Raw genomic sequence first — 26,541 nt, 5'->3', positions numbered from 1 at the left:
AACACAAAGGTCGTCTGAAACCGCAAAATCCGCTTTCAGACGACCTTTCAGCCATTTTCAGACGACCTTCGAGAAAGCCCCATCATCATGAACATCCGCATCAACAACCTCACCGTCGGCAACGACCTCCCCTTTACCCTGTTCGGCGGCATCAACGTCCTGGAAGACCTCGATTCCACCCTCAAAGCCTGCGAACAATACGTCAAAGTAACCGACAAACTCGGCATTCCCTACGTCTTCAAAGCCTCCTTCGACAAAGCCAACCGCTCCTCCATCCACTCCTTCCGCGGCGTCGGCTTGGACGAAGGCATGAAAATCTTCCAAGCCGTCAAACGCGAGTTTGACGTGCCCGTCATCACCGACGTCCACGAACCCTACCAATGCGCCCCCGTCGCCGAAGTCTGCGACGTCATCCAACTGCCCGCCTTCCTCGCCCGCCAAACCGACCTCGTCGTCGCCATGGCAAAAACCGGCAACGTCATCAACATCAAAAAACCCCAGTTCCTCAGCCCTTCGCAGATGAAAAACATCGTCGAAAAATTCCAAGAAGCGGGCAACGGACAAATCATCCTCTGCGAACGAGGCGCCAACTTCGGCTACGACAACCTCGTCGTCGATATGCTCGGCTTCGGCGTCATGAAACAAACCTGCGGCGGCCTGCCCGTCATCTTCGACGTCACCCACTCCCTGCAAACCCGCGAATCCGGTGCCGCCGCATCCGGCGGACGACGCGCGCAAGTGTTGGATTTGGCGCTCGCCGGCATGGCAACCCGCCTCGCAGGCCTCTTCCTCGAATCACACCCCAACCCCGACCAAGCCAAATGCGACGGGCCCAGCGCACTGCCGCTTGCCCAACTGGAAGACTTCCTGACCCGCGTCAAAGCCGTAGACGAAACCGTCAAATCCTTTACGCCTATGGACATCCGTTAACGCGGCGCGGCAAAAGAAAGGTCGTCTGAAAAGCCAGATTCAAGGTTTTCAGACGACCTCTTCAATCCATAATAAACCCACCGACTATACGGGAATAACTCAATCGGCTACAATTCCGTTTCACAAACAAATAAATTCAAAAACTTATGAAATGTCCGTTTTGTCAGCATCCCAATACTCAAGTCACCGATTCGCGGCTCTTGGAAGAGACGAACAGTATCCGCCGCCGCCGCCGTTGCGTGGAGTGCGGGCAGCGGTTCAGTACGTTTGAAACGGTTGAAATGCGGATGCCGCAGGTAATTAAATCCAACGGTACGCGCGTGGCGTTTAATCCGCACAAGCTGAAAACCAGTTTGGAACGGGCTTTACACAAACGTCCTATTGCGCAGGAAAAAATCGACGAAACGGTCGCGCTGATTGAGCAGCGTCTGTATCAGTCGGGCAAAAAGGAAGTGCCGTCGCGCATGGTAGGCGAAATGGCGATGGAAGAATTGGCAAAAATCGATCAGGTCGCCTATGTCCGCTTTGCTTCCGTGTATAAAAGTTTCAATGACGTGTCCGAGTTTACCCAGGCAATCGCCACGCTGGTGCAAACCGACGGCAAATAGGTCGTCTGAAAGCAGTATATCGTTAATGAAGAGGATGTATATGAAGAGGATTTTATCTACAACCGCCGCCTTGCTCCACCTTGCCGCCTGCAGCCCCGAGCAAGGTGATGCGGTACCGAAAGCCGCATCTGATACGGTTCAAACGCTGACGAGTAAAGACGGCAAAATTTCCATTTCTGTCCACAACAGCCACTTCACCGACATCATCGCCGATTCCGCCCGCCATCCGAAAAATGTTCCCGCTTCCGGCCTGATTTTGCTCCAACACGATCCTGAAGCGCGTATTACCATTTATGCGGCAAACAACGGTCCTGTCCAAACGGATGCCAAAGCCTATTTCACCGAACTCCAAAACGCCCTGCAATCTGACGAGACTCAAAATGTCCGCGTCGGCATCGCCACCGACAACCGCATGAATTACCAAACCGACCGCGAAGACCGTCAAGGTACGTTCCACCAATACTGCATCGCCATTCACGAAGCCAATATCTATACCGTTTGCGCGTACAGCCATCACGCGGGTCAGAAGGAATTGTCGGAAGTATTGAAAGAATTGAGCTTGTCGCGTTAATGCTTTAACGAACGGAATACGGCGAAAGAAAAGGTCGTCTGAAAACGGAAAACTTTAAGAAATCCAAATTATGTTTGATTGTATTGATACCCAAATGATGCAAAACGCCCTTGCCCTTGCTCGGCTCGGGCGTTTTTCCACTTCACCCAACCCGCGCGTCGGCTGTGTGATTGCACAAGGCAGCCAAATCGTCGGACAGGGGTTTCATGTCAAAGCGGGCGAACCGCATGCCGAAGTGCATGCGCTGCGGCAGGCAGGAGAAATGGCGCGTGGGGCGACGGCTTATGTAACGCTCGAGCCGTGCAGCCATTACGGCCGTACGCCGCCCTGCGCCGAAGCCCTAATTAGTTCGGGCGTATCGCGCGTGGTCGCCGCCATGACCGATCCCAACCCTCTGGTGGCAGGCAAAGGCTTGGCAATGCTGGAAGCCGCCGGCATCCGCACCGAAAGCGGTTTGCTGGAAACCGAAGCGCGCGAACTCAACCGCGGCTTCCTTTCCCGTATCGAACGCGGCCGCCCGTTTGTCCGCGTCAAATGCGCCGCCAGCTTGGACGGCAAAACCGCGCTTGCCGACGGACGCAGCTACTGGATTACCGGCGAAGCCGCAAGGGCGGACGTACAAATCTTACGCGCGGAAAGCTGCGCTGTCTTAACCGGCATCGGCACAGTGCTTGCCGACAATCCGCGCCTCAACGTCCGCACCTTTCCGACGCTGCGCCAGCCCGCCCGTATCGTGTTGGACAGCAAACTGCAAACGCCGTTGGACAGCCGCATGGTTTCAGACGACCTCAGCCCCACCGTCATCGTAACCGCCGTCGATGACGAAGAATGCCTCAGACCATACCGCGCATTTCCTCATATCCGCATCTTAAGGTCGTCTGAAAACGCCGCCGGACGCATAGACCTTGCCGCCCTGCTGCCTCAGTTGGCAGAACTGGGCTACGGCGAGATTATGGTCGAAGCGGGCGCGACGCTGACCTCCGCCTTTATCGAAGCGGGCTTGGCAGACGAAATCGTGTTGTACCAAGCGCCGAAAATATTAGGCGAAGGCAGAAGCCTGCTCACCTTCCCCGCCAACCCTGCCGTTTTGACTTCGGAAGGCGAGTGGGAAAGCCGTTCGGTAGAGTTGATCGGGCAGGACGTAAAATGGGTTTTGCGTAAAAAATAGGCTGATGATTGGGTTTTGGGTTGTTTTCAGAATCGAAGCTGGTTCCAGTTTTGATGATTAGAGCATGAGACAGGAGACGGTCCGAAATTCTGAAAAAGTTTTTTAAACTTTTGAATATGACGAAATAACGAGCGTGTTTAAAGTTTAAAAATGTTAATTACTATAAAATTCAGTATGATAAGTTTCGCTCTGATATAATGTGCGGGCAAGGCGTACGGAAGCCGGCGTCTTGTCTTTTTTCAACTTTTAGATACTAAGGAACTTATATGTGCGGTATCGTCGGCGCCATCCGCGCCAATCACAATGTAGTCGATTTTCTGACCGACGGTCTCAAACGCCTTGAATATCGGGGCTACGACTCGTCGGGTATCGCCGTGAACACAGACGGCAAAATCAAGCGCGTGCGCCGCGTCGGCCGCGTGCAGCTGATGGAAGATGCGGCGCGCGAAAAAGGCGTGTTCGGCCATATCGGCATCGGCCATACCCGCTGGGCAACCCACGGCGGAGTAACCGAACCCAACGCCCACCCCCACATCTCCGGCGGCATGATTGCCGTCGTCCACAACGGCATCATCGAAAACTTCGAAGCCGAACGCGAACGCCTCAAAGCCTTGGGTTACACCTTCGAATCGCAAACCGACACCGAAGTCATCGCCCACAGCGTCAATCACGAATACACCCAAAACGGCGGCAAACTGTTTGAAGCCGTCCGCGCAGCCACCGCCCGTTTCCACGGCGCATACGCCATCGCCGTGATGGCGCAGGACAAACCCGAAGAAATGGTCGTTGCACGCATGGGCTGCCCGCTCTTGGTGGCATTGGGCGACCAAGAAACCTTCATCGCCTCCGACGTTTCCGCCGTCATCGCCTTTACCCGCCGCATCGCCTATTTGGAAGACGGCGACATCGCCGTATTGAGCGCGAACGGCATCGAAAAACTGATCGACAAAACCGGTGCCGACACCCAACGCAAAGTCAAAGTATCCGAGTTGTCGCTCGCTTCGCTGGAGTTGGGCCCATACAGCCACTTCATGCAAAAAGAAATCCACGAACAACCGCGCGCCATCGCCGATACCGCCGAAGTCTTCCTTGACGGCGGCTTCGAACCCGAAAACTTCGGCGCGAACGCACGTGAGGTGTTCGACGATATTCACAGCATCAAAATCCTCGCCTGCGGCACGTCCTACTACGCCGCGCTGACTGCCAAATATTGGCTCGAATCCATCGCCAAAATCCCGACCGACGTCGAAATCGCCAGCGAATACCGCTACCGCGACGTGATTGCCGATCCGAAACAATTGGTCATCACCATCTCCCAATCCGGCGAAACCTTGGACACGATGGAAGCCCTGAAATACGCGCAGTCTTTGGGACACAAACACAGCCTGTCCATCTGCAACGTCATGGAATCCGCCCTGCCGCGCGAGAGCGAATTGGTGCTGTACACCCGCGCCGGCGCGGAAATCGGCGTCGCCTCCACCAAAGCGTTCACCACGCAACTGGTTGTATTGTTTGGCTTGGCGGTAACGCTGGGCAAACAGCGCGGTTTGGTTTCCGCCGAAAAAGCGCGCGAATACGTCGAAGAGCTGCGCCAACTGCCCGGCAGCATCCAACACGCCCTCAACCTTGAGCCGCAAATCGCCGCGTGGGCGCAAAAATTCGCCAAGAAAAACAGCGCACTGTTCTTAGGTCGCGGCATCCACTTCCCGATCGCCCTCGAAGGCGCGTTGAAGCTGAAAGAAATCACCTACATCCACGCCGAAGCCTATCCCGCAGGCGAATTGAAACACGGCCCGCTGGCATTGGTGGACGAAAACATGCCCGTCGTCGTCATCGCGCCGAACGACGGTTTGCTGGACAAAGTCAAAGCCAATATGCAGGAAGTCGGCGCACGCGGCGGCGAACTCTTCGTCTTCGCCGATTTGGACAGCAATTTCAACGCCACCGACGGCGTGCACGTCATCCGCGCCCCGCGCCACGTCGGCGTACTCTCGCCGATCGTGCACACCATCCCCGTGCAGCTCCTGTCCTACCACGCCGCCCTCGCACGCGGCACGGACGTGGACAAACCGCGCAATCTGGCGAAATCGGTTACGGTTGAATAAAGCCTGATTTGAACGGTAAAAGGTCGTCTGAAAACTGGGAAATCCAAGTTTCAGACGACCTTTTTTAAGTCGATGCGCGCCTGAGATAAGCCGAACCCGTAGCGTGGGCTTTGCCCGCTAGATTGGTTGTCCGTCAGTCTGAGTCGGGTATTGGTCCTTGCATTTGTTTTGTGGGTATAGCTGAATTACTTTATCTTCGATACGCAACTTACCGACTTTCGTCATTACCGCGCAGGCGGGAATCCATTTTTGAAATTCAGAAACTGTTCTTTAAATCAAGGTTTCTCAGGTTTTACGATGGATTCCCGCCTGCGCGGGAATGACGGGATTTGATGATATGCTGTATTTAAAGTTAAGTATGCTCGCTATAGAACCCGCGCTACGGTTTGCTTTGACAATATTTATTCATTTACTAGGTCGCTTAAGAGGGCAGGTTTGAGATTGAAAGAAGGTCGTCTGAAAACTTAGATTTCCCAGTTTTCAGACGACCTTTTTAATCAATCCCCAAAGGATGTTTAACAATACTTCCTTATTTGCGTATCACGCCCAAGTCGGCGGTTTGCGGTATCGGATTGTGTGGGATAACAATTCTTCAATCTCTATCCACATAACCCCTCCCATTTACAGCAGACCGGGCTGTCCCAATGCAGGATCGGTTGCGCGGGCGGCTCTCGCATCTTTAACGCTCAGTCCCAAGGCTTTCGCCACACCTTCGCCGTAGGCGGGGTCGCAACTGTGGCAGTTGCGGATATGGCGGTATTTGATGAAGTCGGGCGCGTCGTCCATTGCGGCGGCGGTGTTGTCGAACAAAGCCTGTTTCTGCGCGTCGCTCATCAGGTTAAACAAGGCGCGCGGTTGGCTGAAGTAGTCGTCATCGTCTTGACGGTAGTCCCAGTGCGCTGCGTCGCCGTTGATTTTCAAAGGCGGCTCGGCGAAGTCGGGCTGCTCCTGCCATTGGCCGAAGCTGTTGGGTTCGTAGTGCGGCAGGCTGCCGTAGTTGCCGTCGACGCGTCCTAGTCCGTCGCGCTGGTTGCTGTGTACGGGGCAACGCGGGCGGTTAACGGGGATTTGGCGGAAGTTCACCCCTAGGCGGTAGCGTTGCGCATCGGCGTAATTGAACAGACGGGCTTGCAGCATTTTGTCGGGGCTGGCGCCGATGCCGGGAACCAAGTTGCTCGGTGCAAAAGCGGATTGTTCCACATCGGCGAAGAAGTTTTCGGGATTGCGGTTCAACTCGAATTCGCCCACTTCAATCAGCGGATAGTCTTTTTTCGGCCAAACTTTGGTCAGGTCGAAAGGATGATACGGCACTTTTTCCGCATCAGCCTCAGGCATAACTTGGATGTACATCGTCCATTTCGGAAACTCGCCGCGTTCGATGGCTTCGTACAGGTCGCGTTGGTGGCTGTCGCGGTCGTCTCCGATGATTTTCGCGGCTTCATCGTCAGTCAGGTTTTTAATGCCTTGTTGGGTGCGGAAATGGAATTTCACCCAGAAACGCTCGCCCGCTTCATTCCAGAAGCTGTAAGTATGCGAACCGAAACCGTGCATATGGCGGTAGCTGGCGGGGATGCCGCGGTCGCTCATGATAATGGTGACTTGGTGCAGGGCTTCGGGCAGCAGCGTCCAGAAATCCCAGTTGTTTTTTGCGGAGCGCATATTGGTGCGCGGGTCGCGTTTGACGGCTTTGTTCAGGTCGGGGAATTTGCGCGGGTCACGCATGAAGAAGACGGGTGTGTTATTACCGACCATATCCCAGTTGCCTTCTTCGGTATAGAACTTCAACGCAAAGCCGCGGACATCGCGTTCCGCATCGGCACCGCCGCGCTCTGCTGCCACGGCGGTGAAGCGTGCGAACATCTCGGTTTTCTTGCCGACTTCGCTGAAGATTTTGGCGCGGGTGTATTTCGTGATGTCGTGCTTCACGGTGAACGTACCGAACGCGCCCGAACCTTTGGCGTGCATGCGGCGTTCGGGAATCACTTCGCGCACGAAATCGCCGAGTTTTTCATTCAGCCACAAATCCTGAGACAGCAACGGACCGCGCGGACCGGCGGTCAGGCTGTTTTGGTTGTCGGCAACGGGTGCGCCGTTGCCCATGGTCAGGTGGGTTACCGGGCATTTGGAGTCAGTCATGATGATTTCCTTTATGAAATGGTCAGTGGTTTATGAAACGATTTGCCCAAAGGCATATTCGCAGTCGGTTTGTTTGTGTGAATAATTTTAATATATCGATATTAAAATTATGTTTTATTTAAACTAAAATATATAATATACAGAAAGGATTTTGCTATTGGAACTATGGATTCAATTTAATATTGTTATTATTGATGAAAATTGCTTGTTCGCCGAGTTTCCATTATCACGCAAGAACACCAAATAAAAAAGTAAAAAAGGTCGTCTGAAACTGTTTTCAGACGACCTTTTGACTTCTATCAGCTTTACCGTTTACGCCTCATCGTACAAACCGCGCACCACCCTGCCGATGGCGGCGATGCCTTTTTCCAGCGTTTCCGCGTCCTGCGCGATGCTCATGCGGATGCACTCGTGGGCGTGCGGGTAATCCTGCGTGTCGATGCCGACGAAGAAATGTTCGCCCGGAATAATCAGCGTGCCTTCGGCTTTGAGCATTTCGTACAGGGCTTGCGACGAAACGGGCAGGTTTTCAAACCAAAGCCACAGGAAAATCGCGCCTTCGGGTTTGTGGATTCTCAGCGGATACGCGCCCAGCTCGCGCTTGAGCAGCGAGACGGCGGTTTGCGCCTGATTGCGGTAAAACGGCCGGATGACGTCGTCTGAAAGCTGTTTCAGACGACCGTCCTGCAACAGCGGCGTTGCGATGGCTGCGCCAAAGCGGGTGGGCGACAGGTTCACAATCGCGTTCAGGCTGCTGACGGCTTTGACGACTTCGGGCGCGGCGACGATGATGCCGGTGCGCACGCCCGGCAGGCCGACTTTAGAAAGGCTGAAGCAGAGGATGATGTTTTCGTGCCAATTCAGCGTCACATCGCTGTAAATGATGTTGGGGAACGGCATTCCGTAGGCGTTGTCGATAATCAGCGGAATGCCGTGTTCTTGCGCCAAAGCGTCCAGCCGCGCCATTTCGCCGTCGGTCAGCACGTTGCCGGTCGGGTTGGTCGGGCGTGAACAGCAAATCGCGCCGATTTTGCCCGCTTTGAGTTCGGACAGGCTTTCCAATGCGTCAAAGTCCACGCGGTATTTGAAGAAGCCTGCTTCGCCCTCGTGTTCGACAGCTTCGATTTTGGGTTTCACGGAAACAAAGTGCTGCCCTTCGACATGCACGTCGGCATAGCCGATGTACTCGGGCGCGAGCGGCAGCAGGATGGCTTTCTCTACGGAAAGGTCGTCTGAAACCTTGTATTTTCCGCCGAAGAGGTTGAAAAGATAGAAAAACGCGTTCTGCGAACCGTTGGTCAGCGCGATATTGTCAGCGGTCAGGTTCCAGCCGTATTCGCGGTTGAGGAAGGCGGTCAGCGCGTTAATCAGCGCAGCATCGCCTTGGGGATTGGAGTAGTTGCCGATGTTCTCGACCGCGTGTTCCACCGCCAGCTTTGAAAATACGTCGGCGAACACGGCGTTGACTTCGGCAATCCGCGCCGGATTGCCGCCGCCGAGCATGTTGACGGGCTTGTCGCTTTTGAGCGCGTCGCCGAGGTCGTCCATAAGTTGCAGGATGCCGCTGAGTTGCGTGAATTTTTCGCCGAATGCCGAGAACTGCATGATGACTCCGTGTAAATATGATTGGCGAGGATTATATCAGCTTGATATGGAGGGAGGCTTTCTGTCAGCCTGAAAACGGGTTTCAGACGACCTTTGATGTTTAGGAAGATGTTCCACCCGTCCATTCGGGTACGGTGCCGGTGTCGAAGCCTAAAAGTGAAAGCGCGTGGGCGGTGCTGTGGGTGATGATGTCGTCTATTGTTTGCGGCTGCTGGTAGAGGGCGGGGGTAGGCGGGAAGACGATGCCGCCCATTTCGGTAACGCGGCGCATATTGTCCAGATGGGCAAGGTTGAGCGGGGCTTCGCGCACCATCAGCACAAGGCGGCGGCGCTCTTTCAGGACTACGTCCGCCGCGCGTGTCAGCAGGTTGTCGCCGAAGCCGTTTGCGACCGCGGCCAGCGTGCGCATCGAACAAGGGGCGATCAGCATCCCGTCGGTTTTAAACGAACCGCTGGCGATGGCGGAGCCTATATGGTTTATCGGATGGACGACATCAGCAAGGCGGTAGAGTTCGTCTTTCTCATATGGTGTTTCCAGCGCGCGCGTCATTTCCGCGCTTTTGGATACCACCAGATGCGTTTCGACATCGTGTGTGCGCAAAAGTGCCAAGGCCTTGATGCCGTATTGGAAACCGCTGGCTCCGCTGATGCCGATAATCAAACGTCGGGTCATGAAAGTCTTTCGTAAAAGCGTATTTTGGCAACATTATAAAGCAGGTCGTCTTAACAGGCAGGTTTCATATTTTGAAAAGCAGCTGTTTGACTGAAGGCAAGGGTAGGGGAGGTGGTTCGGCAGAAACAGCCGAAATATGTTATAAATAAGCCCTTCTACCGCACTCAAATTGGAGCATACGACATGGAATTGGTATTTATCCGCCACGGACAAAGCGAATGGAACGCAAAAAACCTGTTTACAGGCTGGCGCGACGTGAAACTGAGCGAGCAGGGGCTTGCCGAAGCTGCCGCCGCCGGTAAAAAACTGAAGGAAAAAGGCTACGAGTTCGACATCGCCTTCACTTCCGTCCTGACCCGCGCGATTAAAACCTGCAACATCGTTTTGGAAGAATCCGACCAACTGTTTGTGCCGCAAATCAAAAGCTGGAGGCTGAACGAACGCCACTACGGCCAACTGCAAGGTTTGGACAAAAAACAAACCGCCGAAAAATACGGCGACGAGCAAGTCCACATCTGGCGCCGCAGCTACGATACCCTGCCTCCGCTGCTCGACCCGAAAGACCCGTTCTCCGCGCACAACGACCGCCGCTATGCCAACCTGCCCGCCGATGTCGTACCCGACGGCGAAAATTTGAAAGTCACTTTGGAGCGTGTGCTGCCGTTCTGGGAAGACCAAATCGCCCCCGCGCTTCTAAGCGGCAAACGCGTCCTGGTCGCCGCACACGGCAACTCCCTGCGCGCCTTGGCAAAACACATCGAAGGCATTTCCGACGAAGACATCATGGGCTTGGAAATCCCGACCGGTCAGCCGCTGGTGTACAAATTGGACGACAATTTGAAAGTAGTTGAAAAATTCTATTTGTAGGATTTGCGGATAATAAAAAGGTCGTCTGAAACCCTGATTTGTGGTTTCAGACGACCTTTTTTAAATCAAATCAACTTACTTCGCCGCATTAAACGCGTCGGTAACTTGCTTGGACGCGTTCAGCAATTCTTGTGCGCCGCCCGCCGCCAAGTAGGTTTCGGGAACGAGGTAAACCACCTGTCCTTTTTTCCATGCAGTCGTTTCGGCAACCAGCGGATTGTTCAACACGTCTTTCGCCGCCTGCCCTTCTTCGCCGATGGCTGCGCTTCGGTCGAGGACAAACAGCCAGTCGGGATTTTTTTCTTTCAGGTATTCGAAGCTGACGGGCTGACCGTGGCTGCCTTCTTTTATGGCTTCGTCAACGGCCGGAACGCCGATGTCTTTGTGCAGCCAGCCGCCCAGTCGTGAAGACGGTCCGAAGGCGGACATTTTTCCGCCGTTGACCAAAATCACCAAACCTTTGCCTTTACCTTGCGCGGCGGTTTTCGCGGCTTCGAAAGATGCGTCGATTTCGGCTTTCAGCTTGTCGGCTTCCGCCTGTTTGCCGAAGATTTGCGCCAAAGCGTCGATACGCTCTTTGGCACTTTCTTTGAGGTTGGCGGTATCGGCGGTCATCTCGATGGTCGGCGCAATGGCGTTCAACTTGTCGAACGCTTTAGCTGCGCGGCTGCCGATGATGATGAGCTGCGGTTTGTAAGCGTTGAGTGCTTCGTAATCCGGCTCGAACAGCGTACCGGCAGGTTTTGTTGTTTTGTAATATTCGTCCAAATAAGGCAGCAGGTTTTTATCGACGGACAAACCTGTTTTCACGCCCAATTTGTTTAAAGTATCGAGCATACCCAAATCGTAAACGGCGATACGTTCAGGATTTTGCGGCACTTTCGCATCACCGCGCGTCGTTTTGACGGTCAAGCCCGCGCCTTCGGTTTGGGCTGCGGAAGCGGTTTGGGCGTTTTGGTTTGAAGCGGAATCTTTCGGTGAACACGCACCCAAAGCAAGGGCGCAGCATACGGCTAAAGCAGTTAAACGTAACATGGGATAATTTCTCCGTTGTCGGGTTCGGGGCAGATAATATGGACGGGTTGTCTGAAAATCCGCAAAGCGGATGCTCGTATCAAACACCTGATCCAATCCTGCCGTTGTCAAAAAAGTTTGGAAAATGCCAGATTGAGAAATCTGATTGACAGGCAGGTCGTCTGAAAACCGAAGCTGATTCAGACGACCTGCCCGTATTTTACCCGCTCTTTTTAGAAGCGGTAGTTAACGCTCAGACGAACATCGCGGCCTGGTTCAGACAGGGTGTTGGCACCTGCACGTTGGCTGTGCGGCTTGTAGTTTTTATTCAAGACATTGTTGACAGCGAAGTTGACGTTCAAATCGTCTTTGCCCGTCGGCTTCCAGTTGGCGAAGACATCGTTGACGCCGTAGCCCGCACGGACAACATTCAGAGCTACGTCAGATCCGCGCGAGGTCGGGGCGTAGCCTGCATTTTGGACATAACGCCCGCGCCAGCCGATTTCCAGGTTAGGATTGTCGAATTGGTACGACAGACCGGTTGTCCATGTGCGTCCCATCGGGATAGCGGTCGTTACTTTGTCGGCGGTATCGCCGTTCAGCTTAGGTTTGCTGTAGGCTACGCCTGCACGTGCGGTCAGACCTTTCCAGCGGTAGGCTGCGTTCAGTTCGTAACCTGTGTTTTTCAGCTTGCCGCCGTTATACCAAACATAGTATTTACCCTCTTGGCGGATGGCTTGTACATCTTTGATTTGTTGATGGAAATAGCTGCCGGATAATGTAAGGGCAGAATTCCAGTGGTAGTTAAAGCCGATTTCTGCATTTCGCGAGCGTTCCGCTTTCAAATCAGGCGATGCTTTAATCGATCTGATATTCATTAAAGCTGCTTCGTACAGGCGGGGGCTGCGGGTTGCATAGTTCAGGCTGGTGTTGATGGAAAAATCAGGGGTAATGTCATAAACCAACCCGATGCTTGGATTGAGGTTGCCGTCTGAATTTTCTGTATTACTGCTGGTTTTCATTTTCCAGCGGTCATAGCGCAAACCTGTGGTCAGCGTAACCGGAGAGAAATCCCAAATGCCTTCTACATATACGCCGGCATCGCTTTTCTTCTCGTTGTTTTCTCCGTTTGAGCTGCTTTTTTGAGTGCGCCAGTTTACTCCGTATTTCAAGGTATGGCGGTCAAATAGACGGCTGTCAAGATTCAGGTTGGCTCCGTATGTCCGTACTTCGCCGTCCAATTCATAATCTGGACTGGGGACTTCATCACGTTTGGTGTTCAAACGGTAAACATTGGCTTTGATTTTGTCGATAAAGCCCAAGTTTCCGCCTTTGAATTCCAAGTTGGTGGTGTCTTGGGTCAGCGTGCGGTAACGCGGCGAGTTGGTGGCGACATTCGGAATACGGTTGCCGTTGGCATCCAAAACGTATTTACCTGTGCTGCGGTCGGTTTGGAAGACTTGCGAGAAATCGAATTCTTCACGCAGGGCGCGTTCGCCATATTGTTTCTCTTGGCGGTGGCTCAATTCAATACGGTTGTCTTCGTTGAAACGATAGCCGATTTTGCCCAGCAAGCCGCGCGAACCCAATCCACTGTTCAAAACCTTATCGTCTCCGAGCAGATTACGGTAGCCTTTGCCTGCCGTGTATTCTTTGTCGCGTACGAAATTGCCTGAAACCAAAGCATCAAAACCGCCTGCTTGACCGTAAACGCTTGCGCCGCGTGAATAACCTTTATTGCTGCTGATACCGGCATTGACTTTGAACCCTACGTTTTGACCTTCTCTCAGCAAATCTTTGGCTTCAACCGTTTCGGCAACAATCGCGCCGCTGGTTGCGCCGATACCTGCAGAGGCTGAACCCGTACCTTTTTGTACGGCAACGACTTTTACCAATGCGGGGTCAAGCATAAAGCGGCCGTTGTGGTGGAAAATCTGGCTGTCAGTGTAAGTATCGTCAACTTTATAGTCTATTTGGTCTTGTCCCATGCCTCGGATGGTTACCCATTGCGACTGACCATTACCGCCGCCGAAGCTGATAGAGGGTTCGTTGAACAATACGTCTTTTAAATCAGTGGAAGTCGTTTCTTCCATACGTTTTGTCGTTACACGGTGTGTGGCGCTTGTAGCCTGACCTTTTACGGTAACGGTATCAAGGGTAACGCTTTCTTTCGCTTCGTTTTCCGCGTGGGCAAAACCGGCGGCGAGTGCTAACGAGAGCAGGCTGAAGCGGAACAGGGGTGAAGTCATGGAAATTTCCTTTTGTCCTTTTGTTGGACAAGTTTCAATTAATCGATAAATTATTTATTAATAATAATTTTTATTTATTTTAAAGGTGGGATATTATTTTGTAAAGGTGTGCATAGGTTTGCGACAATAATGTTTGGTTTTTTGTTGATTGAAGCATGTGAAGCCCGCCGTCTGTAAAAGGTCGTCTGAAAATGCCTGCCTGCTTGATCAGTATTGAAAGTAGGGCGGGGATGTTGCGCAACCTGTTATGCCCATTTTCAGACGACCCCGCATAGAAAATTTTTGCTTCTTCCCTTGAATTTATCGGGCCGAACCCTAATTTGCCGCTGTGTTAAGGTAAGTTTGTTGGCAAACTTGCCGCCTTCTTTTTCAAACCGCATCTGCCGGATGAAGGCAGATGATTGTTTTCAAACTATTTATCGGAGCATAAAACATGACCATCCGTCCTTTACATGACCGCGTCGTCGTCAAACGCTTGGAAGCTGAAGAGAAAACCGCATCAGGCATCGTCTTGCCGGGCGCAGCCGCTGAAAAACCCGACATGGGCGAAGTGATCGCCGTGGGTGCGGGCAAAATCGGTAAAGACGGCGAACGCCGTCCGCTGGATGTCAAAGTCGGCGACAAAATTATTTTCGGCAAATACAGCGGCCAAACCGTAAAAGCCGACGGCGAAGAGCTGTTGGTGATGCGCGAAGAAGATATTTTCGGTATTGTCGAATAAACATTCCGTGTATTCAGAACAACAGGTCGTCTGAAAAGACGTACAAGGTTTTCAGACGACCTCAGACAACATTAAACAATTTTGGAGAATCAAAACATGGCAGCAAAAGACGTACAGTTCGGTAACGAAGTCCGCCAAAAAATGGTCAGCGGCGTGAACACTCTGGCAAACGCCGTCCGCGTAACCTTGGGTCCTAAAGGCCGCAACGTAGTGGTTGACCGCGCATTCGGCGGCCCGCACATCACTAAAGACGGCGTTACCGTCGCTAAAGAAATCGAACTGAAAGACAAATTCGAAAACATGGGCGCGCAAATGGTGAAAGAAGTCGCGTCCAAAACCAACGACGTAGCGGGCGACGGTACGACTACCGCCACCGTACTGGCACAAGCTATCGTAGCGGAAGGCATGAAATACGTTACCGCCGGCATGAACCCGACCGACCTGAAACGCGGTATCGACAAAGCCGTCGCCGCTTTGGTTGAAGAGCTGAAAAACATCGCCAAACCTTGCGATACTTCCAAAGAAATCGCACAAGTCGGCTCGATTTCCGCCAACTCCGACGAACAAGTCGGCGCGATTATCGCCGAAGCGATGGAAAAAGTCGGCAAAGAAGGCGTGATTACCGTTGAAGACGGCAAATCTTTGGAAAACGAATTGGATGTCGTCGAAGGTATGCAGTTCGATCGCGGCTACCTGTCCCCTTACTTCATCAGCGACGCGGAAAAACAAATCGCTGCTTTGGACAATCCGTTTGTTTTGCTGTTCGACAAAAAAATCAGCAACATCCGCGACCTGCTGCCTGTTTTGGAACAAGTGGCAAAAGCCAGCCGTCCGCTCTTGATTATCGCTGAAGACGTAGAAGGCGAAGCCTTGGCGACTTTGGTCGTGAACAACATCCGCGGCATCCTGAAAACCGTTGCCGTGAAAGCCCCGGGCTTCGGCGACCGCCGCAAAGCCATGTTGCAAGACATCGCCATCCTGACCGGCGGTACCGTGATTGCCGAAGAAGTCGGCCTGTCTTTGGAAAAAGCCACTCTGGAAGACTTGGGTCAAGCCAAACGCATCGAAATCGGTAAAGAAAACACCACCATCATCGACGGCTTTGGCGACGCTGCCCAAATCGAAGCGCGTGTTGCCGAAATCCGCCAACAAATCGAAACCGCAACCAGCGATTACGACAAAGAAAAACTGCAAGAGCGCGTTGCCAAACTGGCAGGCGGCGTGGCAGTGATTAAAGTCGGTGCCGCTACCGAAGTCGAAATGAAAGAGAAAAAAGACCGCGTGGAAGACGCGCTGCACGCTACCCGCGCAGCCGTTGAAGAAGGCGTGGTTGCCGGCGGCGGCGTAGCCTTGTTGCGCGCCCGTGCCGCTTTGGAAAACCTGCACACCGGCAATGCCGACCAAGACGCAGGCGTACAAATCGTCTTGCGCGCCGTTGAGTCTCCGCTGCGCCAAATCGTTGCCAACGCAGGCGGCGAGCCTAGCGTAGTGGTGAACAAAGTGCTGGAAGGCAAAGGCAACTACGGTTACAACGCAGGTTCCGGCGAATACGGCGACATGATCGAAATGGGCGTACTCGACCCCGCCAAAGTAACCCGTTCCGCGTTGCAACACGCCGCGTCTATCGCCGGTCTGATGCTGACGACCGATTGCATGATTGCTGAAATCCCTGAAGAAAAACCAGCTATGCCTGACATGGGCGGCATGGGTGGTATGGGCGGCATGATGTAAGCTTGCCCCAACCTGAGCGCAAACAAAAACCTGCACGGACAACCGTGCAGGTTTTTTTCTTTGATAAAAGGTCGTCTGAAAACTGATTTTCAGACGACCTTTTATCATGATGGCGATGCTGTTGCTTTCCTATTTTTTTGCGGCAAACGGTCCTTTTCCTTCAATAAGGGGTTGTTGCGTTTCAATCCGTTTTTCGCATTCCGCCATCAATTCGACCTCCGTCCCGCTGCTGTGGGGGATAACGGGGTGGATGACGACGGTGATGGTGCCGGGGTGTTTGAGGAAGGCATTTTTCGGCCAAAATTCGCCGCTGTTGAGGGAGACGGGGACGATGTCCATTTCAAACATTTTCGCCATGCGCGCGCCGCCGAGTTTGTAGCGGCCTTTTTCGCCGGGCGGCAGGCGTGTGCCTTCGGGGAAAATGGTGATCCAGTAGCCTTCGTTTTTGCGCGCCATGCCTTGTTCCATCAGCTGTTTGTTGGCTTCGCGGCTGTTGCTGCGGTCTATGCCTATGGTTTTGACGAGTTTCAGACCCCAGCCGAAGAAGGGGATTTTGAACAGCTCGCGTTTGGCGACGTAAACCTGCGGCGGAAAGATTTCTTGCAGGGCGAGAGTTTCCCAGCCGCTTTGGTGTTTGGCGCAGATGATGGAGGGGCGGTCGGGGATGTTTTCGGCACCGATGAGGCGGTATTTGAGTCCGATGATGTGTTTGAGCGACCAGTTGAGGATTCGAACCCAGATTTGCGCCATTTTGTGCGCGCCGCCTTGGACGGGCAGGGCGAGGAGCATGAAGGGGAAAAGTAAAATCAGGCTGGTGCTGAGGATGAACCAGTAGGTCAGGTTGCGGATGAGGAGCATGTTTTTATCTGTCGGATAGGTCGTCTGAAAAATAGGGAGGGCAAAATATGTAGTAAGCTTCAAATCAGGAACATTCATTCCGTCATTTCCGCGCACGCGGGAATTCAGAGTTTGAGATTATAGTAGCCTTTGAATATTTCTGAATACTGACAGTCTGGATTCCCGCCTGCGCGGGAATGACGGCTGTTTAGGTTTCTTTTTTGCGAAGACCGTCTGAAAATTTGGCCGCGGACAAGGTTTCAGACGACTTCTTTCACTAATTGCAACGGTAATCTTGTTCTTGCTTCTGTTCGGCGGGAGGAGGCAGATTGCCGGATATGGCTGTTACGTTTTTGCCTGTCCGTCTGTACGGTCTTGTGCAGCTTCATATGTAATGTATTGGGAAAAGGCGAGCAGGTTGTCGAAAACTTGGGTGTTTTCGGGTAATTCTTTTTCCTGTTGAGACAGGGTTTTCTTGCCTTTGCCGGTTAGGACAAGTGCGGTTTTTCCGCCGGCTTCGTGCATGGCTTGCAGATCGCGCAGGCTGTCGCCGACCAGCCAGGTTTCGGCGGGGTTGGCCTTGAAGCGTTCGAGGATGTCGTAAATCATGCCGGGCTTGGGTTTGCGGCAGTCGCAGTTGTCGGCGGCGGTGTGCGGGCAGAACCAGATGCCGTCGATTTCGCCGCCTGCCTGACGGACAAGGCGGTGCATTTTCGCGTGCATTTCGGTCAGGTCTTGGACGGTAAAGTATTTGCGGCCGATGCCGGATTGGTTGGTGGCGACGGCTATCCTGTAACCTGCCTGCGTCAGGAAGGCGATGGCGTCCATGCTGCCTTCGATGGGTATCCATTCGTCTACGGATTTGACGAAGTCGTCGCGGTCTTGGTTGATGACGCCGTCGCGGTCGAGGATGATGAGTTTCACGGTTGCTCTCCGACAGGGAATGCCAAATTGTTTTTCCATTGCTCAAACGCTGCTTGGAAGACGGGTTTGAGGCGTTTGTAGATTTCGGGAGTGTTGGGGACGTGGTAGAAGCCGCCGAGCGACGGGGTGTCTAGGGTGTTGACGTAGTCTTCTAGAAATGCGCCGTAGCCGTCTTCTTCATCGTCGTAGTAATAGGAAGTGAATTGCCGTCCTTGTTCGGTGAAGTCGTCGGGCGTGAGCGCGCCGTCCATGTGTTTGAGCAGGAAGCGTCTGCCGCTGGTTCTGCCTTTGAGCATATTGGTGAAATCTTCCGCGCTTTCGGGGGCGGTTTGCCAAACGGGATTCGCCAGCCCTGTCTGCGCCGCCCATATCCAGTACATGCCGATATGCGTGGCGGCGTTTTCGGACGGCAGTCCTTCGGGATATTCTTCGTCTAGGTGGAAGCGGATGTTGTCGTACATGGACGGTCTTTTGTTGTGATTCTTAGGGTGTTTATTGTAACGGAAAACGGGAGAGGTCGTCTGAAATCTGTCGGGACGTTTTTCAGACGACCTCTCTGTGAATAGGGAGGATGCTGCGGCCTGGTATGAAAACATGATATACTTCTTTTTATTTCAACCGCCTAGGATATGTCAGGGCGGTTTGTTTCGTTTGAACATTCTGAAAGTCCCTTATGTCCCAATCCACCCCCTCTCCGCTGGGTGAAAAGCAAATGGCGGTTTTGATGGCGATGTTGGTTGCCCTGATGCCGTTTTCGGTCGATGCCTACCTGCCCGCCATACCGGAAATGGCGCAATCTTTGAGCGCGGATATCCACCGTATCGAGCAGAGTTTGGTTTTGTTTATGTTCGGTGTGGCGTTCGGGCAGGTTGTCGGCGGCGCGGTTTCGGACATCAAGGGGCGCAAACCGGTGGCTTTGATCGGTTTGAGCATTTATTTTGCGGCCGTTGCCGCGCTGACGATGGTGCAGTCGGCGGACGGGCTGTTGAACCTGCGCGCGGTACAGGCGTTCGGCGCGGGGATGACGGTGGTCATCGTCGGGGCGATGGTGCGCGATTATTATTCGGGCAGGCAGGCGGCGCAGATGTTTGCTTTAATCGGCATTATCCTGATGATCGTGCCGCTGATTGCGCCCATGGTCGGTTCGCTGTTGCAGGAATTGGGCGGCTGGCGTTTTATTTTCGGCTTTTTGGCGGCGTATTCGTTTGTTTTGTTTATCTTGGTGTTTACTTTCCTGCCGCGTCCGAAGCAGACGGGCAAAATCGGGATGGATATTTTCAGACTGGTGGCTGGACGGTTCGCCAGAGTGCTGAAAACGCGGGCGGCGATGGGCTATCTGTTTTTTCAGGCGTTCAGCTTTGCGTCGATGTTTGCGTTTCTGACGGAATCGTCTTTTGTTTACCAAAAGCTGTACCATGTTACGCCACGCGAATACGCTTGGGTGTTTGCGCTGAACATCCTCACGATGGCTTCGTTCAACCGCATCACGGCATGGCGGCTGAAAACGGGGGCGCACCCGCAAAGTATTTTGAAATGGGGCATTATCGTGCAGTTTGCGGCGAATCTGACGATGGTTCTGCTGGTCTTATTGCTGGGACTGCCGCCGATGTGGGCTTTGGTGCCATGTGTGATGTTTTCGGTAGGCACGCAAGGCTTGGTCGGCGCGAACACGCAGGCTTGCTTTATGACTTATTTCAAGCAGGAAAGCGGCAGTGCGAACGCGGTATTGGGCGTGTTCCAATCCATCATCGGCGCAAGCGTGGGATTGCTGGCAACTCGGCTGCACAATGGTTCTGCCTTGGTCATGGCGGGCATGATGCTGGCTTCGACGGTATGCGGGATTGTGTTGCTTTGGCTCTTTTCGCATCAGGCTTGGAAGGAAAACGATAAAAGCGAATATGTGTGAATCGTGAACGGCAAAAGGTCGTCTGAAAACTTTTCAGACGACCTTTTGCCTGCGGTAGACATTTAATGGCCTAAATTCAAAAAGGACGACAGCCGTCAAAACGGTGCGTGGGAAATAAAATCCCTCTTTTAATTCAGTCCACTATAATCCTGCTTATTTTGCAGCAGGGGTTTGGTTGGCGGGGGCTTGTTCCAGATCTGCTGCAGGGGCGGTCTGGGTTGCAGCCTGGCCTTGTTCGCCCATGGCTTTAACTTCGGCATCGGCGGAAGTGGCTTCAGTTGTTGCAGCTTCGGCAGCTTTGTCTTGTTTCAATTCGTTGGCTTGTTTTTTAGCTTTGTTGGCTTTTTTGTGAACGTGTCCTGCTTTAGTAGCGGCTTTACCGGAAGCAGGTTGTGACATAGCCACAGGAGCAGCGATCAAACCGGCAGAAACAAGAACGAGGGAGGTCAATTTAGACAATGTTTTCATGTGTAATATCCTTTCGGGAAATTTGTCTGATACAATAATTCCGTCAAATGCCAAATGGCAATTTGCGTAAAGACAAACGCATAACTGCTTGGTGCGATTGAGTTTTTATTGTAACGGTTAGTTTGTAAACCGAAGTCAGGTCAAGAGAAATTGAAATAAAGTTTCAAAAGGCGGGTTAACCCCCCTGTCCTGCTTTATTAATCGTACTTCATAGCTTGATTGTTTAAATTTATATATTTCATGGTATTACGTTCAATGATTTTGAAACACTCCCGCTTTCGCAATGCATCTTACATTTTGATGGGGCTTGCCCTGTTTGTGGTGCTGTATTTCCACTTTTTGCCCCTTATGCTCGCCGTCATCCTGACCTACGTCTTCATCACCAAGACCAACGGCCTGATTCTTTGGATGCGCCGCCGTATGCTTGCGCGCGGTACGTTACTGCACAAATCGCTCAACGCGCACAATATCAACCTGATTTCGACCACCCTTACCATAAGTATCGTATTGACGGTTATCCTCTTGATGTCTTTGGGGATTTACCACCTGATTCACGGCGGGCATATCCCCGTGATGCTGACCAAGCTGGCGGCGATTTTGGAAGACACGAAAAACAGCAGCAGCCTGCCGCCATCGGTTTTGAACATGCTGCCCAACAATACCGCCGAAATCAAAGCCTCTGCGGTCAAATTGATTGAAGAATACAGCGCCGCACTGACGCGCATCAGCAAAAACAGCTTTACCTCGTTCGTGTACATCCTGATCGGCATCATCATCGGCGCGATGCTCAGCTTCCACCGTCTCGATATGCGCAAAAACCGTTGCAAAATGCCGCCCTTCAAGGCAGAACTGGTGCGGCGGATTGTGAATTTCGAAACCAGCTTTGAGCGGGTGTTTCTGGCGCAGGTCAAAATCTCGCTGATCGATACCGCGCTGACGGGCGTGTATCTCTATTTGATCCTGCCGCTTTTCAGCGTCGAGTTGCCGTTTAAACTGACCGTGTTGGTACTTGCCTTCATCGTCGGCTTGATTCCCGTCGCGGGCAACCTGATTTCCAACACCATCATTATCATCTTGAGCCTCGGCGCGTCCTTATATGTGGCAGTCGCTTCGCTGGTGTTTCTGGTCGTCATCCACAAGCTCGAATATTTCCTGAACGCGAAAATCATTGGTTCGGAAATCGAATCAAGCGCATGGGAACTCTTGGTGGCAATGGTCGTGTTCGAACGGATTTTCGGCGTCGGCGGCATCATCGTCGCACCGGTTTATTATGCGTATCTGAAGAATGAGTTGAAGCAGCAAAAGCTGATTTAGATAGTGTTTGAAATATAGATGAAAGGTCGTCTGAAAAGCTTGAAATAGGTTTTTCAGACGACCTTTTTCAGTTACAGCAGCTTGATCCCTTCCCATTATCCGACGAGGGAAAGCTGGGATAGGGTGGCTTGCAAATATACGGAACAAGGGACAAGAGCCACCCTCTCCCCAACCCCCTCCCGTCGAACGGGAGAGGGCGGATTCTCGCGGGCGAAGCCCATGCTACGGTTCCCCCTCACCCCAGCACAAACAATTCCCTCCCGTGCGCCTTCAGCCAACTTTTAGCATTGTCGGTATGCGGCGTCAGCGTGTTCACCAAATGCCAAAAGCGCGGACTGTGGTCGGGGTGGCGGAGGTGGCAGAGTTCGTGGATGCAGACATAGTCGGCAACGTACTCGGGCGCGCCGATCAGCCGCCAGTTGAGGCGGATGCCGGTGCGCGGGCGGCATACGCCCCAAAAGGTTTTGGCGTTGCTCAGGTCTGTGGCGGCGGGAGTCAGTCCTGTTTCGGCTGCGTGTTTTTCAAGGCGGGGCAGCAGGTATTCGCGGGCGCGTTCGTTCAACAGGCGGCGCAGGTGGTTCAGTTGTGCGGCAGTTTCTTTTCGGGGAAGCAGGATTTCAGACGACGTGATGCGGATATGGCTTTGGCTGTGGGTATCCAGCTTGGTCTTTACTCCCCGATACCAAATCCACTCGGGTAAGTTTGGGTGGGAAACAGGATGTACGGGCGTTTTGGCAAGCGTGTTCCGCAAAATCGTTTCGTTTGCCGCCAGCCAGTTTGCCAACGCGCGGTCTTGAAAAAAGGGTGGGACGTTGATGCTGACCGTCTGCATATTGACGGGGCGCAGAATCAGATTTTTCTTGGCACTGCGTTTGAGTTCGATTTCGATGCACAAACCGTCGGAAAGAGAATAGGTGAAGCGTTTCATAGTTGTGAATAGGTTTCAGACCGGATACATCGTCTGAAACAGGAATTTTCCATATCAGGCGGCAAACTTCGGATAATATACAAAATCAAACATCTGCGCTACAAGGTTCAGCCGAACAAGCCGCCGATATATTTGCTGATGGTGATGGCGCTGAGTACTGCCATCAAACCGACCACAATCACGCCGGAAACGGTGAGCCACAGCGGGTGTTTGTAGTCGCCGACAATTTTGGTTTTGTAGGCGGCAATCAGAATCAGACCGAGGGAAATCGGTAAAATCAGGCCGTTTAATGCGCCTACGAACACCAGCACCTGCGCCGGTTTGCCGATGGTGGAAAATACGGCGGTGGACACGGCGATAAAGGCAATAATCCATTTGTTTTTATTGCGTTCGATAGACGGGCTGAGACCGGAGAAGAACGACACCGAAGTATAAGCCGCACCAATCACCGAAGTAATCGAAGCCGCCCAAATCACCACGCCGAAAATCAGCAGGCCGATGTATCCCGCCGCATATTCAAACGGTGTGGAAGCAGGGTTGTCGGGATTGAGCTGCACGCCTTGGCTGACCACGCCCAAAACCGCCAAAAACAATACAATCCGCATAATCGAGGCAATCAGAATCGCCCGCACCGAGCTTTGGCTCACTTCCGGTAACGCCGATTTGCCTTTGATGCCTGCGTCCAGCAGGCGGTGCGCACCGGCGAAGGTGATGTAGCCGCCGACCGTGCCGCCCACCAGTGTAACAATCGCCATTGCATCGAGTTTTTCCGGCATAAAGGTATGCACGGCGGCATCTGCCAGCGGCGGATTCGCCTGCCATGCCACATAAACCGTCAGCGCAATCATTACGAAACCCATCACTTGGGCGAATTTGTCCATCACTTTGCCTGCTTCTTTAAACAGAAACACGCCGATGGCAATCACGCCGCTGATCACGGCACCGGTTTCCGGCGACAGTCCGGTCAGCAGGTTCAGCCCCAGGCCTGCGCCGCCGACGTTGCCGATATTGAACGCCAAACCGCCCATGACAATCAGCACAGCCAAGAAATAGCCTGCGCCGGGCAAGACCTGATTGGCAATATCCTGCGCCCGTTTTTCGGAAACGGCGACAATCCGCCAAATATTGAGCTGCGCTCCGATGTCGAGCAGAATCGAGAGCAGAATCACAAAGCCGAAACTTGCCGCCAGTGCTTGGGTGAAGGTGGCGGTTTGGGTCAGAAAGCCCGGGCCGATGGCGGAAGTCGCCATCAGGAATGCAGCGCCGATTAAGGCATTTCTGCGGTTTTTTTGATCAGACATAATCGCTTATTCTCTATAAAATTGGCTGTTACTGTGTTTGGGCGAAACCTGCGGTTTTAGCTACGCAGAAACTCGCTTTGCTCGTTTTGGCGAAACCTGCGGTTTTCAGACGGCCTATGAACTGTTTTTAAAGCAGAAACTTTGATGCCTGCCGCCAGTAGTTCCTGCCGGATTTTTTCGGCAAACACCACGGCGTGCGGCCCGTCGCCGTGCAGACAGATGCTGTCGGCTTGCACGGCAACCAGGCTGCCGTCCACTGCTTTGACCTGCCCGTCCCGCACCATCTGCAATACTTGGGCGATGGCTTCCTCGTCGCTGTCCACCTGCGCATCGGGGCGGCTGCGGGGAACCAGCGTGCCGTCGGGCATATAGCGGCGGTCGGCGAATACTTCGGAAATCACGCCCAAGCCTGCGGCTTTTCCGGCTTCCAATAGCAGGCTGCCGGAAAGTGCCATCAATTTCAATTTCGGGTCGAAATCCGCCACAATTCGGGCAACAGTATCCGCCAGCGCACGGTTTTTCGCCGCTTGGTTGTACATTGCGCCGTGCGGTTTGACATAAGCCATTTCCAAATCCTGATCACGGCACAAGGCCTGCAATGCGCCCAACTGGTAATTCAGACACGCCCGCAAATCTGCTTCGGACAGATTCATTTCGATACGGCCGAAGTTTTCCCGATCGGGATAGCCGGGGTGTGCTCCGATGCGCACGCCGTTTTGTTGGGCATACGCCAATGCCGCCCGAATATCGGCAATGCTGCCGGCGTGTTGGGCGCAGGCGATGTTGGCCGAAGTAATCACCTGCAACAGGGCTTCGTCGCTGCCGCAGCCTTCAGCGAGATCGGCGTTTAAATCAACCTGCTTCATGGGCGATTCTCCGTATTTGGTTCAGATAGGCTTGGTTTTTGCGCCGCAGGGCGGTGGCTTCTTTCAAGCCGATTATTTTGAATTTGACTTTGCTGCCGAAACGCACCTGTGCCAGCCTGCCCAAATCGGCGGCGGCAACGGTGGCGATTTTCGGATAACCGCCGGTGGTTTGCGCATCGGCCAGCAGGATAATCGGTTTGCCGCCGGGCGGCACCTGCACGGTTCCTGCCTGAACAGCGTGGGACAGCATTTCCAAAGGTTGCGACAGGGTCAGCGGCTGTCCGTCGAAGCGGTAGCCCATGCGGTTGCTGTCGCTTTGCAGCGTCCACGTTTCCCGTTCCAGATTCAGACGCCCTTTTTCACTGAAAGCGGCATATTCCGACGAAGGAACAAGGTGGACGGTATCGGTAAACGGTATCGGGGCGATGCCGACTTTGGACAATTCCTGCGCACCTTTGCCGATGGGGAGACAATCGCCTTTTTGCAGCATTCTGCCCTGATGGCCGCCGAAACCGGCTTTCAGGTCGGTGCTTCTCGAACCCATCACTTCCGGCACATCAAATCCGCCCGCCACGCACACATAGCCGTACATGCCCTGCACGGCACGCACCAGCTTCAAGGTCTGCCCTTTGCGGGCGGTATAACGCCAATACGAATAGACCGGTTCGCCGTCCAATTCCGCCTGATACACGGCACCGGTGAGACAAAACGGCGTATCCCGTTCAAACACCAGCATTATCCCGCCCAAAGCGATTTCGATTGCGGCCGTGCCTTCGTCGTTGCCCAATAAAATATTGCCCGCCGCCAAAGCAACCGTGTCCATCGCACCGGCATGACCGATGCCGTAACGCCGGTGTCCGTAGCGTCCGGTATCCTGAATATGCGCCGGTGCCTGCACTGCCGAAACGTGAATCATGGCTCAATCCTTTCTGCAACAAAGCGGACTTGGTCGCCCGCCGCCAGCAGGGTCGGCGGATTCAAATCGGCTCGGAACAAGGGTAATTCGGTTCTGCCGATAATCTGCCAGCCGCCGGGCGAAGCGAACGGATACACACCGGTCTGACTGCCGCCGATACCGACCGAACCGGCGGGAACGGACGTTCTCGGCACGGCACGGCGGGGCGTGTGCAATGCTTCGGGCAAGCCGCCCAGATAAGGGAAACCGGGCTGGAAGCCCATCATAAATACGGTATAGGTTTGCGCCGTATGGCGGCGGACGATTTCGGAAATATCCGTCTGATGGAAAGCAGCGACTTCCGCCAAATCCGGGCCGTATTCGCCGCCGTAGCAGACGGGAATTTCCACCTGTTTGCCCTGATGGTCTGTAACGGTGGTGTGTTCCCACACATATTGCAATTCATCGGCAAGCGTCGCCAAATCGGTATCGAAACGGGTGAACACGGTCAGATTGTTCATGCCGACCACCACTTCCTCAATCCTGTCATGCTGCTCGAGCGCAGCGGCAAACGCCCACAACTTTTGCTGTTTGCCCAGTTCGGAAGGTGCATTCAGTCGGCAGACCAAAGCGGATTCGCTGATTGGTGTGATCTCTATTCTCATTTGCTGTTCATTTTGGTTATGTTTTAATGAATCTATATGCAGGGGCGGCGGTTTGTCAA

At 53.4% G+C, this 26,541-nt stretch carries 24 protein-coding genes; 10 read left to right on the top strand and 14 right to left on the bottom strand.

Features of this window, described 5'->3' with window-relative positions:
• Positions 1-87 precede the first annotated feature (87 nt).
• The 5 genes from kdsA to glmS all read left to right on the top strand — a co-directional run bounded on the left by kdsA (position 88) and on the right by glmS (position 5,382).
• Positions 88-930, top strand: coding sequence for a 3-deoxy-8-phosphooctulonate synthase (kdsA, locus tag NSCA4_RS0105290; protein WP_016687168.1), 843 nt, complete (start codon positions 88-90; stop codon positions 928-930).
• Positions 931-1,076: 146 nt separating this feature from the next.
• Complete coding sequence (gene nrdR, locus NSCA4_RS0105285) at positions 1,077-1,538, top strand: transcriptional regulator NrdR (protein WP_016687167.1); 462 nt, start codon at positions 1,077-1,079, stop codon at positions 1,536-1,538.
• Between the two features lie 40 nt (positions 1,539-1,578).
• Complete coding sequence (locus NSCA4_RS0105280) at positions 1,579-2,109, top strand: hypothetical protein (RefSeq protein WP_016687166.1); 531 nt, start codon at positions 1,579-1,581, stop codon at positions 2,107-2,109.
• A 70-nt stretch (positions 2,110-2,179) separates the two neighbouring features.
• The gene (gene ribD, locus NSCA4_RS0105275) at positions 2,180-3,277 is read left to right on the top strand and encodes a bifunctional diaminohydroxyphosphoribosylaminopyrimidine deaminase/5-amino-6-(5-phosphoribosylamino)uracil reductase RibD (protein WP_016687165.1); all 1,098 of its coding nucleotides are present in this window, start codon (positions 2,180-2,182) and stop codon (positions 3,275-3,277) included.
• A gap of 266 nt (positions 3,278-3,543) precedes the next feature.
• The gene (glmS, locus tag NSCA4_RS0105270; protein WP_016687164.1) at positions 3,544-5,382 is read left to right on the top strand and encodes a glutamine--fructose-6-phosphate transaminase (isomerizing); all 1,839 of its coding nucleotides are present in this window, start codon (positions 3,544-3,546) and stop codon (positions 5,380-5,382) included.
• A 621-nt stretch (positions 5,383-6,003) separates the two neighbouring features.
• Here glmS and NSCA4_RS0105265 read toward each other — a convergent pair.
• From NSCA4_RS0105265 to NSCA4_RS0105255, 3 genes are all read right to left on the bottom strand, one after another.
• Entirely contained in the window at positions 6,004-7,518 is a 1,515-nt protein-coding gene (locus NSCA4_RS0105265; protein ID WP_016687163.1) for a catalase, read from the bottom strand.
• A 312-nt stretch (positions 7,519-7,830) separates the two neighbouring features.
• Positions 7,831-9,123 carry a valine--pyruvate transaminase gene (locus NSCA4_RS0105260; RefSeq protein ID WP_016687162.1) on the bottom strand — a complete coding sequence of 431 codons (1,293 nt, stop codon included), beginning with the start codon at positions 9,121-9,123 and terminating at the stop codon, positions 7,831-7,833.
• Between the two features lie 100 nt (positions 9,124-9,223).
• The gene (locus NSCA4_RS0105255) at positions 9,224-9,796 is read right to left on the bottom strand and encodes a UbiX family flavin prenyltransferase (protein ID WP_016687161.1); all 573 of its coding nucleotides are present in this window, start codon (positions 9,794-9,796) and stop codon (positions 9,224-9,226) included.
• Between the two features lie 183 nt (positions 9,797-9,979).
• Here NSCA4_RS0105255 and NSCA4_RS0105250 point away from each other — a divergent pair, with 183 nt between their 5' ends.
• Positions 9,980-10,663 carry a 2,3-diphosphoglycerate-dependent phosphoglycerate mutase gene (locus tag NSCA4_RS0105250; RefSeq protein ID WP_003744516.1) on the top strand — a complete coding sequence of 228 codons (684 nt, stop codon included), beginning with the start codon at positions 9,980-9,982 and terminating at the stop codon, positions 10,661-10,663.
• 75 nt (positions 10,664-10,738) lie between these two features.
• Here NSCA4_RS0105250 and NSCA4_RS0105245 read toward each other — a convergent pair whose 3' ends face one another.
• Both NSCA4_RS0105245 and NSCA4_RS0105240 read right to left on the bottom strand, forming a co-directional pair.
• Positions 10,739-11,698, bottom strand: coding sequence for a siderophore ABC transporter substrate-binding protein (locus NSCA4_RS0105245; RefSeq protein ID WP_016687160.1), 960 nt, complete (start codon positions 11,696-11,698; stop codon positions 10,739-10,741).
• A gap of 212 nt (positions 11,699-11,910) precedes the next feature.
• Positions 11,911-13,926 (bottom strand): TonB-dependent receptor plug domain-containing protein, encoded by a 2,016-nt coding sequence (locus NSCA4_RS0105240; RefSeq protein ID WP_016687159.1) that lies wholly within the window; start codon positions 13,924-13,926, stop codon positions 11,911-11,913.
• Between the two features lie 433 nt (positions 13,927-14,359).
• On the opposite strand from NSCA4_RS0105240, the gene groES reads away from it, so the two are divergent.
• Both groES and groL read left to right on the top strand, forming a co-directional pair.
• A complete protein-coding gene (groES, locus tag NSCA4_RS0105235) occupies positions 14,360-14,647 on the top strand; it encodes a co-chaperone GroES (RefSeq protein ID WP_016687158.1) in 288 nt (95 codons plus the stop codon).
• 96 nt (positions 14,648-14,743) lie between these two features.
• On the top strand, positions 14,744-16,378 hold the full coding sequence (gene groL / locus NSCA4_RS0105230) for a chaperonin GroEL (protein ID WP_016687157.1): 1,635 nt from the start codon (positions 14,744-14,746) through the stop codon (positions 16,376-16,378).
• 129 nt (positions 16,379-16,507) lie between these two features.
• On the opposite strand, the gene NSCA4_RS0105225 is transcribed toward groL, so the two are convergent.
• The 3 genes from NSCA4_RS0105225 to NSCA4_RS0105215 all read right to left on the bottom strand — a co-directional run bounded on the left by NSCA4_RS0105225 (position 16,508) and on the right by NSCA4_RS0105215 (position 18,600).
• Positions 16,508-17,236 (bottom strand): lysophospholipid acyltransferase family protein, encoded by a 729-nt coding sequence (locus NSCA4_RS0105225; RefSeq protein WP_029609549.1) that lies wholly within the window; start codon positions 17,234-17,236, stop codon positions 16,508-16,510.
• Positions 17,237-17,560: 324 nt separating this feature from the next.
• Positions 17,561-18,139 carry a D-glycero-beta-D-manno-heptose 1,7-bisphosphate 7-phosphatase gene (gene gmhB / locus NSCA4_RS0105220; RefSeq protein WP_016687155.1) on the bottom strand — a complete coding sequence of 193 codons (579 nt, stop codon included), beginning with the start codon at positions 18,137-18,139 and terminating at the stop codon, positions 17,561-17,563.
• On the bottom strand, positions 18,136-18,600 hold the full coding sequence (locus tag NSCA4_RS0105215) for a DUF7832 domain-containing protein (RefSeq protein WP_016687154.1): 465 nt from the start codon (positions 18,598-18,600) through the stop codon (positions 18,136-18,138). Before NSCA4_RS0105215 ends, gmhB begins: the two co-directional genes overlap by 4 nt.
• A 212-nt stretch (positions 18,601-18,812) precedes the next feature.
• On the opposite strand from NSCA4_RS0105215, the gene NSCA4_RS0105210 reads away from it, so the two are divergent.
• Positions 18,813-20,045 (top strand): multidrug effflux MFS transporter, encoded by a 1,233-nt coding sequence (locus NSCA4_RS0105210; RefSeq protein ID WP_029609547.1) that lies wholly within the window; start codon positions 18,813-18,815, stop codon positions 20,043-20,045.
• A gap of 153 nt (positions 20,046-20,198) precedes the next feature.
• On the opposite strand, the gene NSCA4_RS0105205 is transcribed toward NSCA4_RS0105210, so the two are convergent.
• Complete coding sequence (locus NSCA4_RS0105205) at positions 20,199-20,513, bottom strand: hypothetical protein (RefSeq protein ID WP_016687152.1); 315 nt, start codon at positions 20,511-20,513, stop codon at positions 20,199-20,201.
• 255 nt (positions 20,514-20,768) lie between these two features.
• Between NSCA4_RS0105205 and NSCA4_RS0105200 the strand changes: the two genes are divergently transcribed.
• The gene (locus NSCA4_RS0105200; protein WP_016687151.1) at positions 20,769-21,827 is read left to right on the top strand and encodes an AI-2E family transporter; all 1,059 of its coding nucleotides are present in this window, start codon (positions 20,769-20,771) and stop codon (positions 21,825-21,827) included.
• 235 nt (positions 21,828-22,062) lie between these two features.
• On the opposite strand, the gene NSCA4_RS0105195 is transcribed toward NSCA4_RS0105200, so the two are convergent.
• The 5 genes from NSCA4_RS0105195 to pxpB form a co-directional block, all read right to left on the bottom strand.
• Positions 22,063-22,755 (bottom strand): YgjP family zinc-dependent metalloprotease, encoded by a 693-nt coding sequence (locus NSCA4_RS0105195; RefSeq protein WP_016687150.1) that lies wholly within the window; start codon positions 22,753-22,755, stop codon positions 22,063-22,065.
• 107 nt (positions 22,756-22,862) lie between these two features.
• Complete coding sequence (locus tag NSCA4_RS0105190; protein ID WP_016687149.1) at positions 22,863-24,056, bottom strand: NRAMP family divalent metal transporter; 1,194 nt, start codon at positions 24,054-24,056, stop codon at positions 22,863-22,865.
• Between the two features lie 56 nt (positions 24,057-24,112).
• Entirely contained in the window at positions 24,113-24,922 is an 810-nt protein-coding gene (pxpA, locus tag NSCA4_RS0105185) for a 5-oxoprolinase subunit PxpA (RefSeq protein ID WP_016687148.1), read from the bottom strand.
• Positions 24,909-25,838 carry a 5-oxoprolinase subunit C family protein gene (locus tag NSCA4_RS0105180; RefSeq protein ID WP_016687147.1) on the bottom strand — a complete coding sequence of 310 codons (930 nt, stop codon included), beginning with the start codon at positions 25,836-25,838 and terminating at the stop codon, positions 24,909-24,911. Before NSCA4_RS0105180 ends, pxpA begins: the two co-directional genes overlap by 14 nt.
• The gene (gene pxpB, locus NSCA4_RS0105175; RefSeq protein WP_029609545.1) at positions 25,835-26,482 is read right to left on the bottom strand and encodes a 5-oxoprolinase subunit PxpB; all 648 of its coding nucleotides are present in this window, start codon (positions 26,480-26,482) and stop codon (positions 25,835-25,837) included. The genes NSCA4_RS0105180 and pxpB overlap by 4 nt, the downstream gene beginning before the upstream one ends.
• Between the last annotated feature and the right edge of the window lie 59 nt (positions 26,483-26,541).

Origin of the sequence: Neisseria sicca 4320, assembly GCF_000193735.1 — a bacterium.
Lineage (GTDB): Bacteria > Pseudomonadota > Gammaproteobacteria > Burkholderiales > Neisseriaceae > Neisseria > Neisseria sicca_E.
Note: the sequence above shows the minus strand (reverse complement) of the source record. Positions and strands in the feature narration are given on the sequence as shown.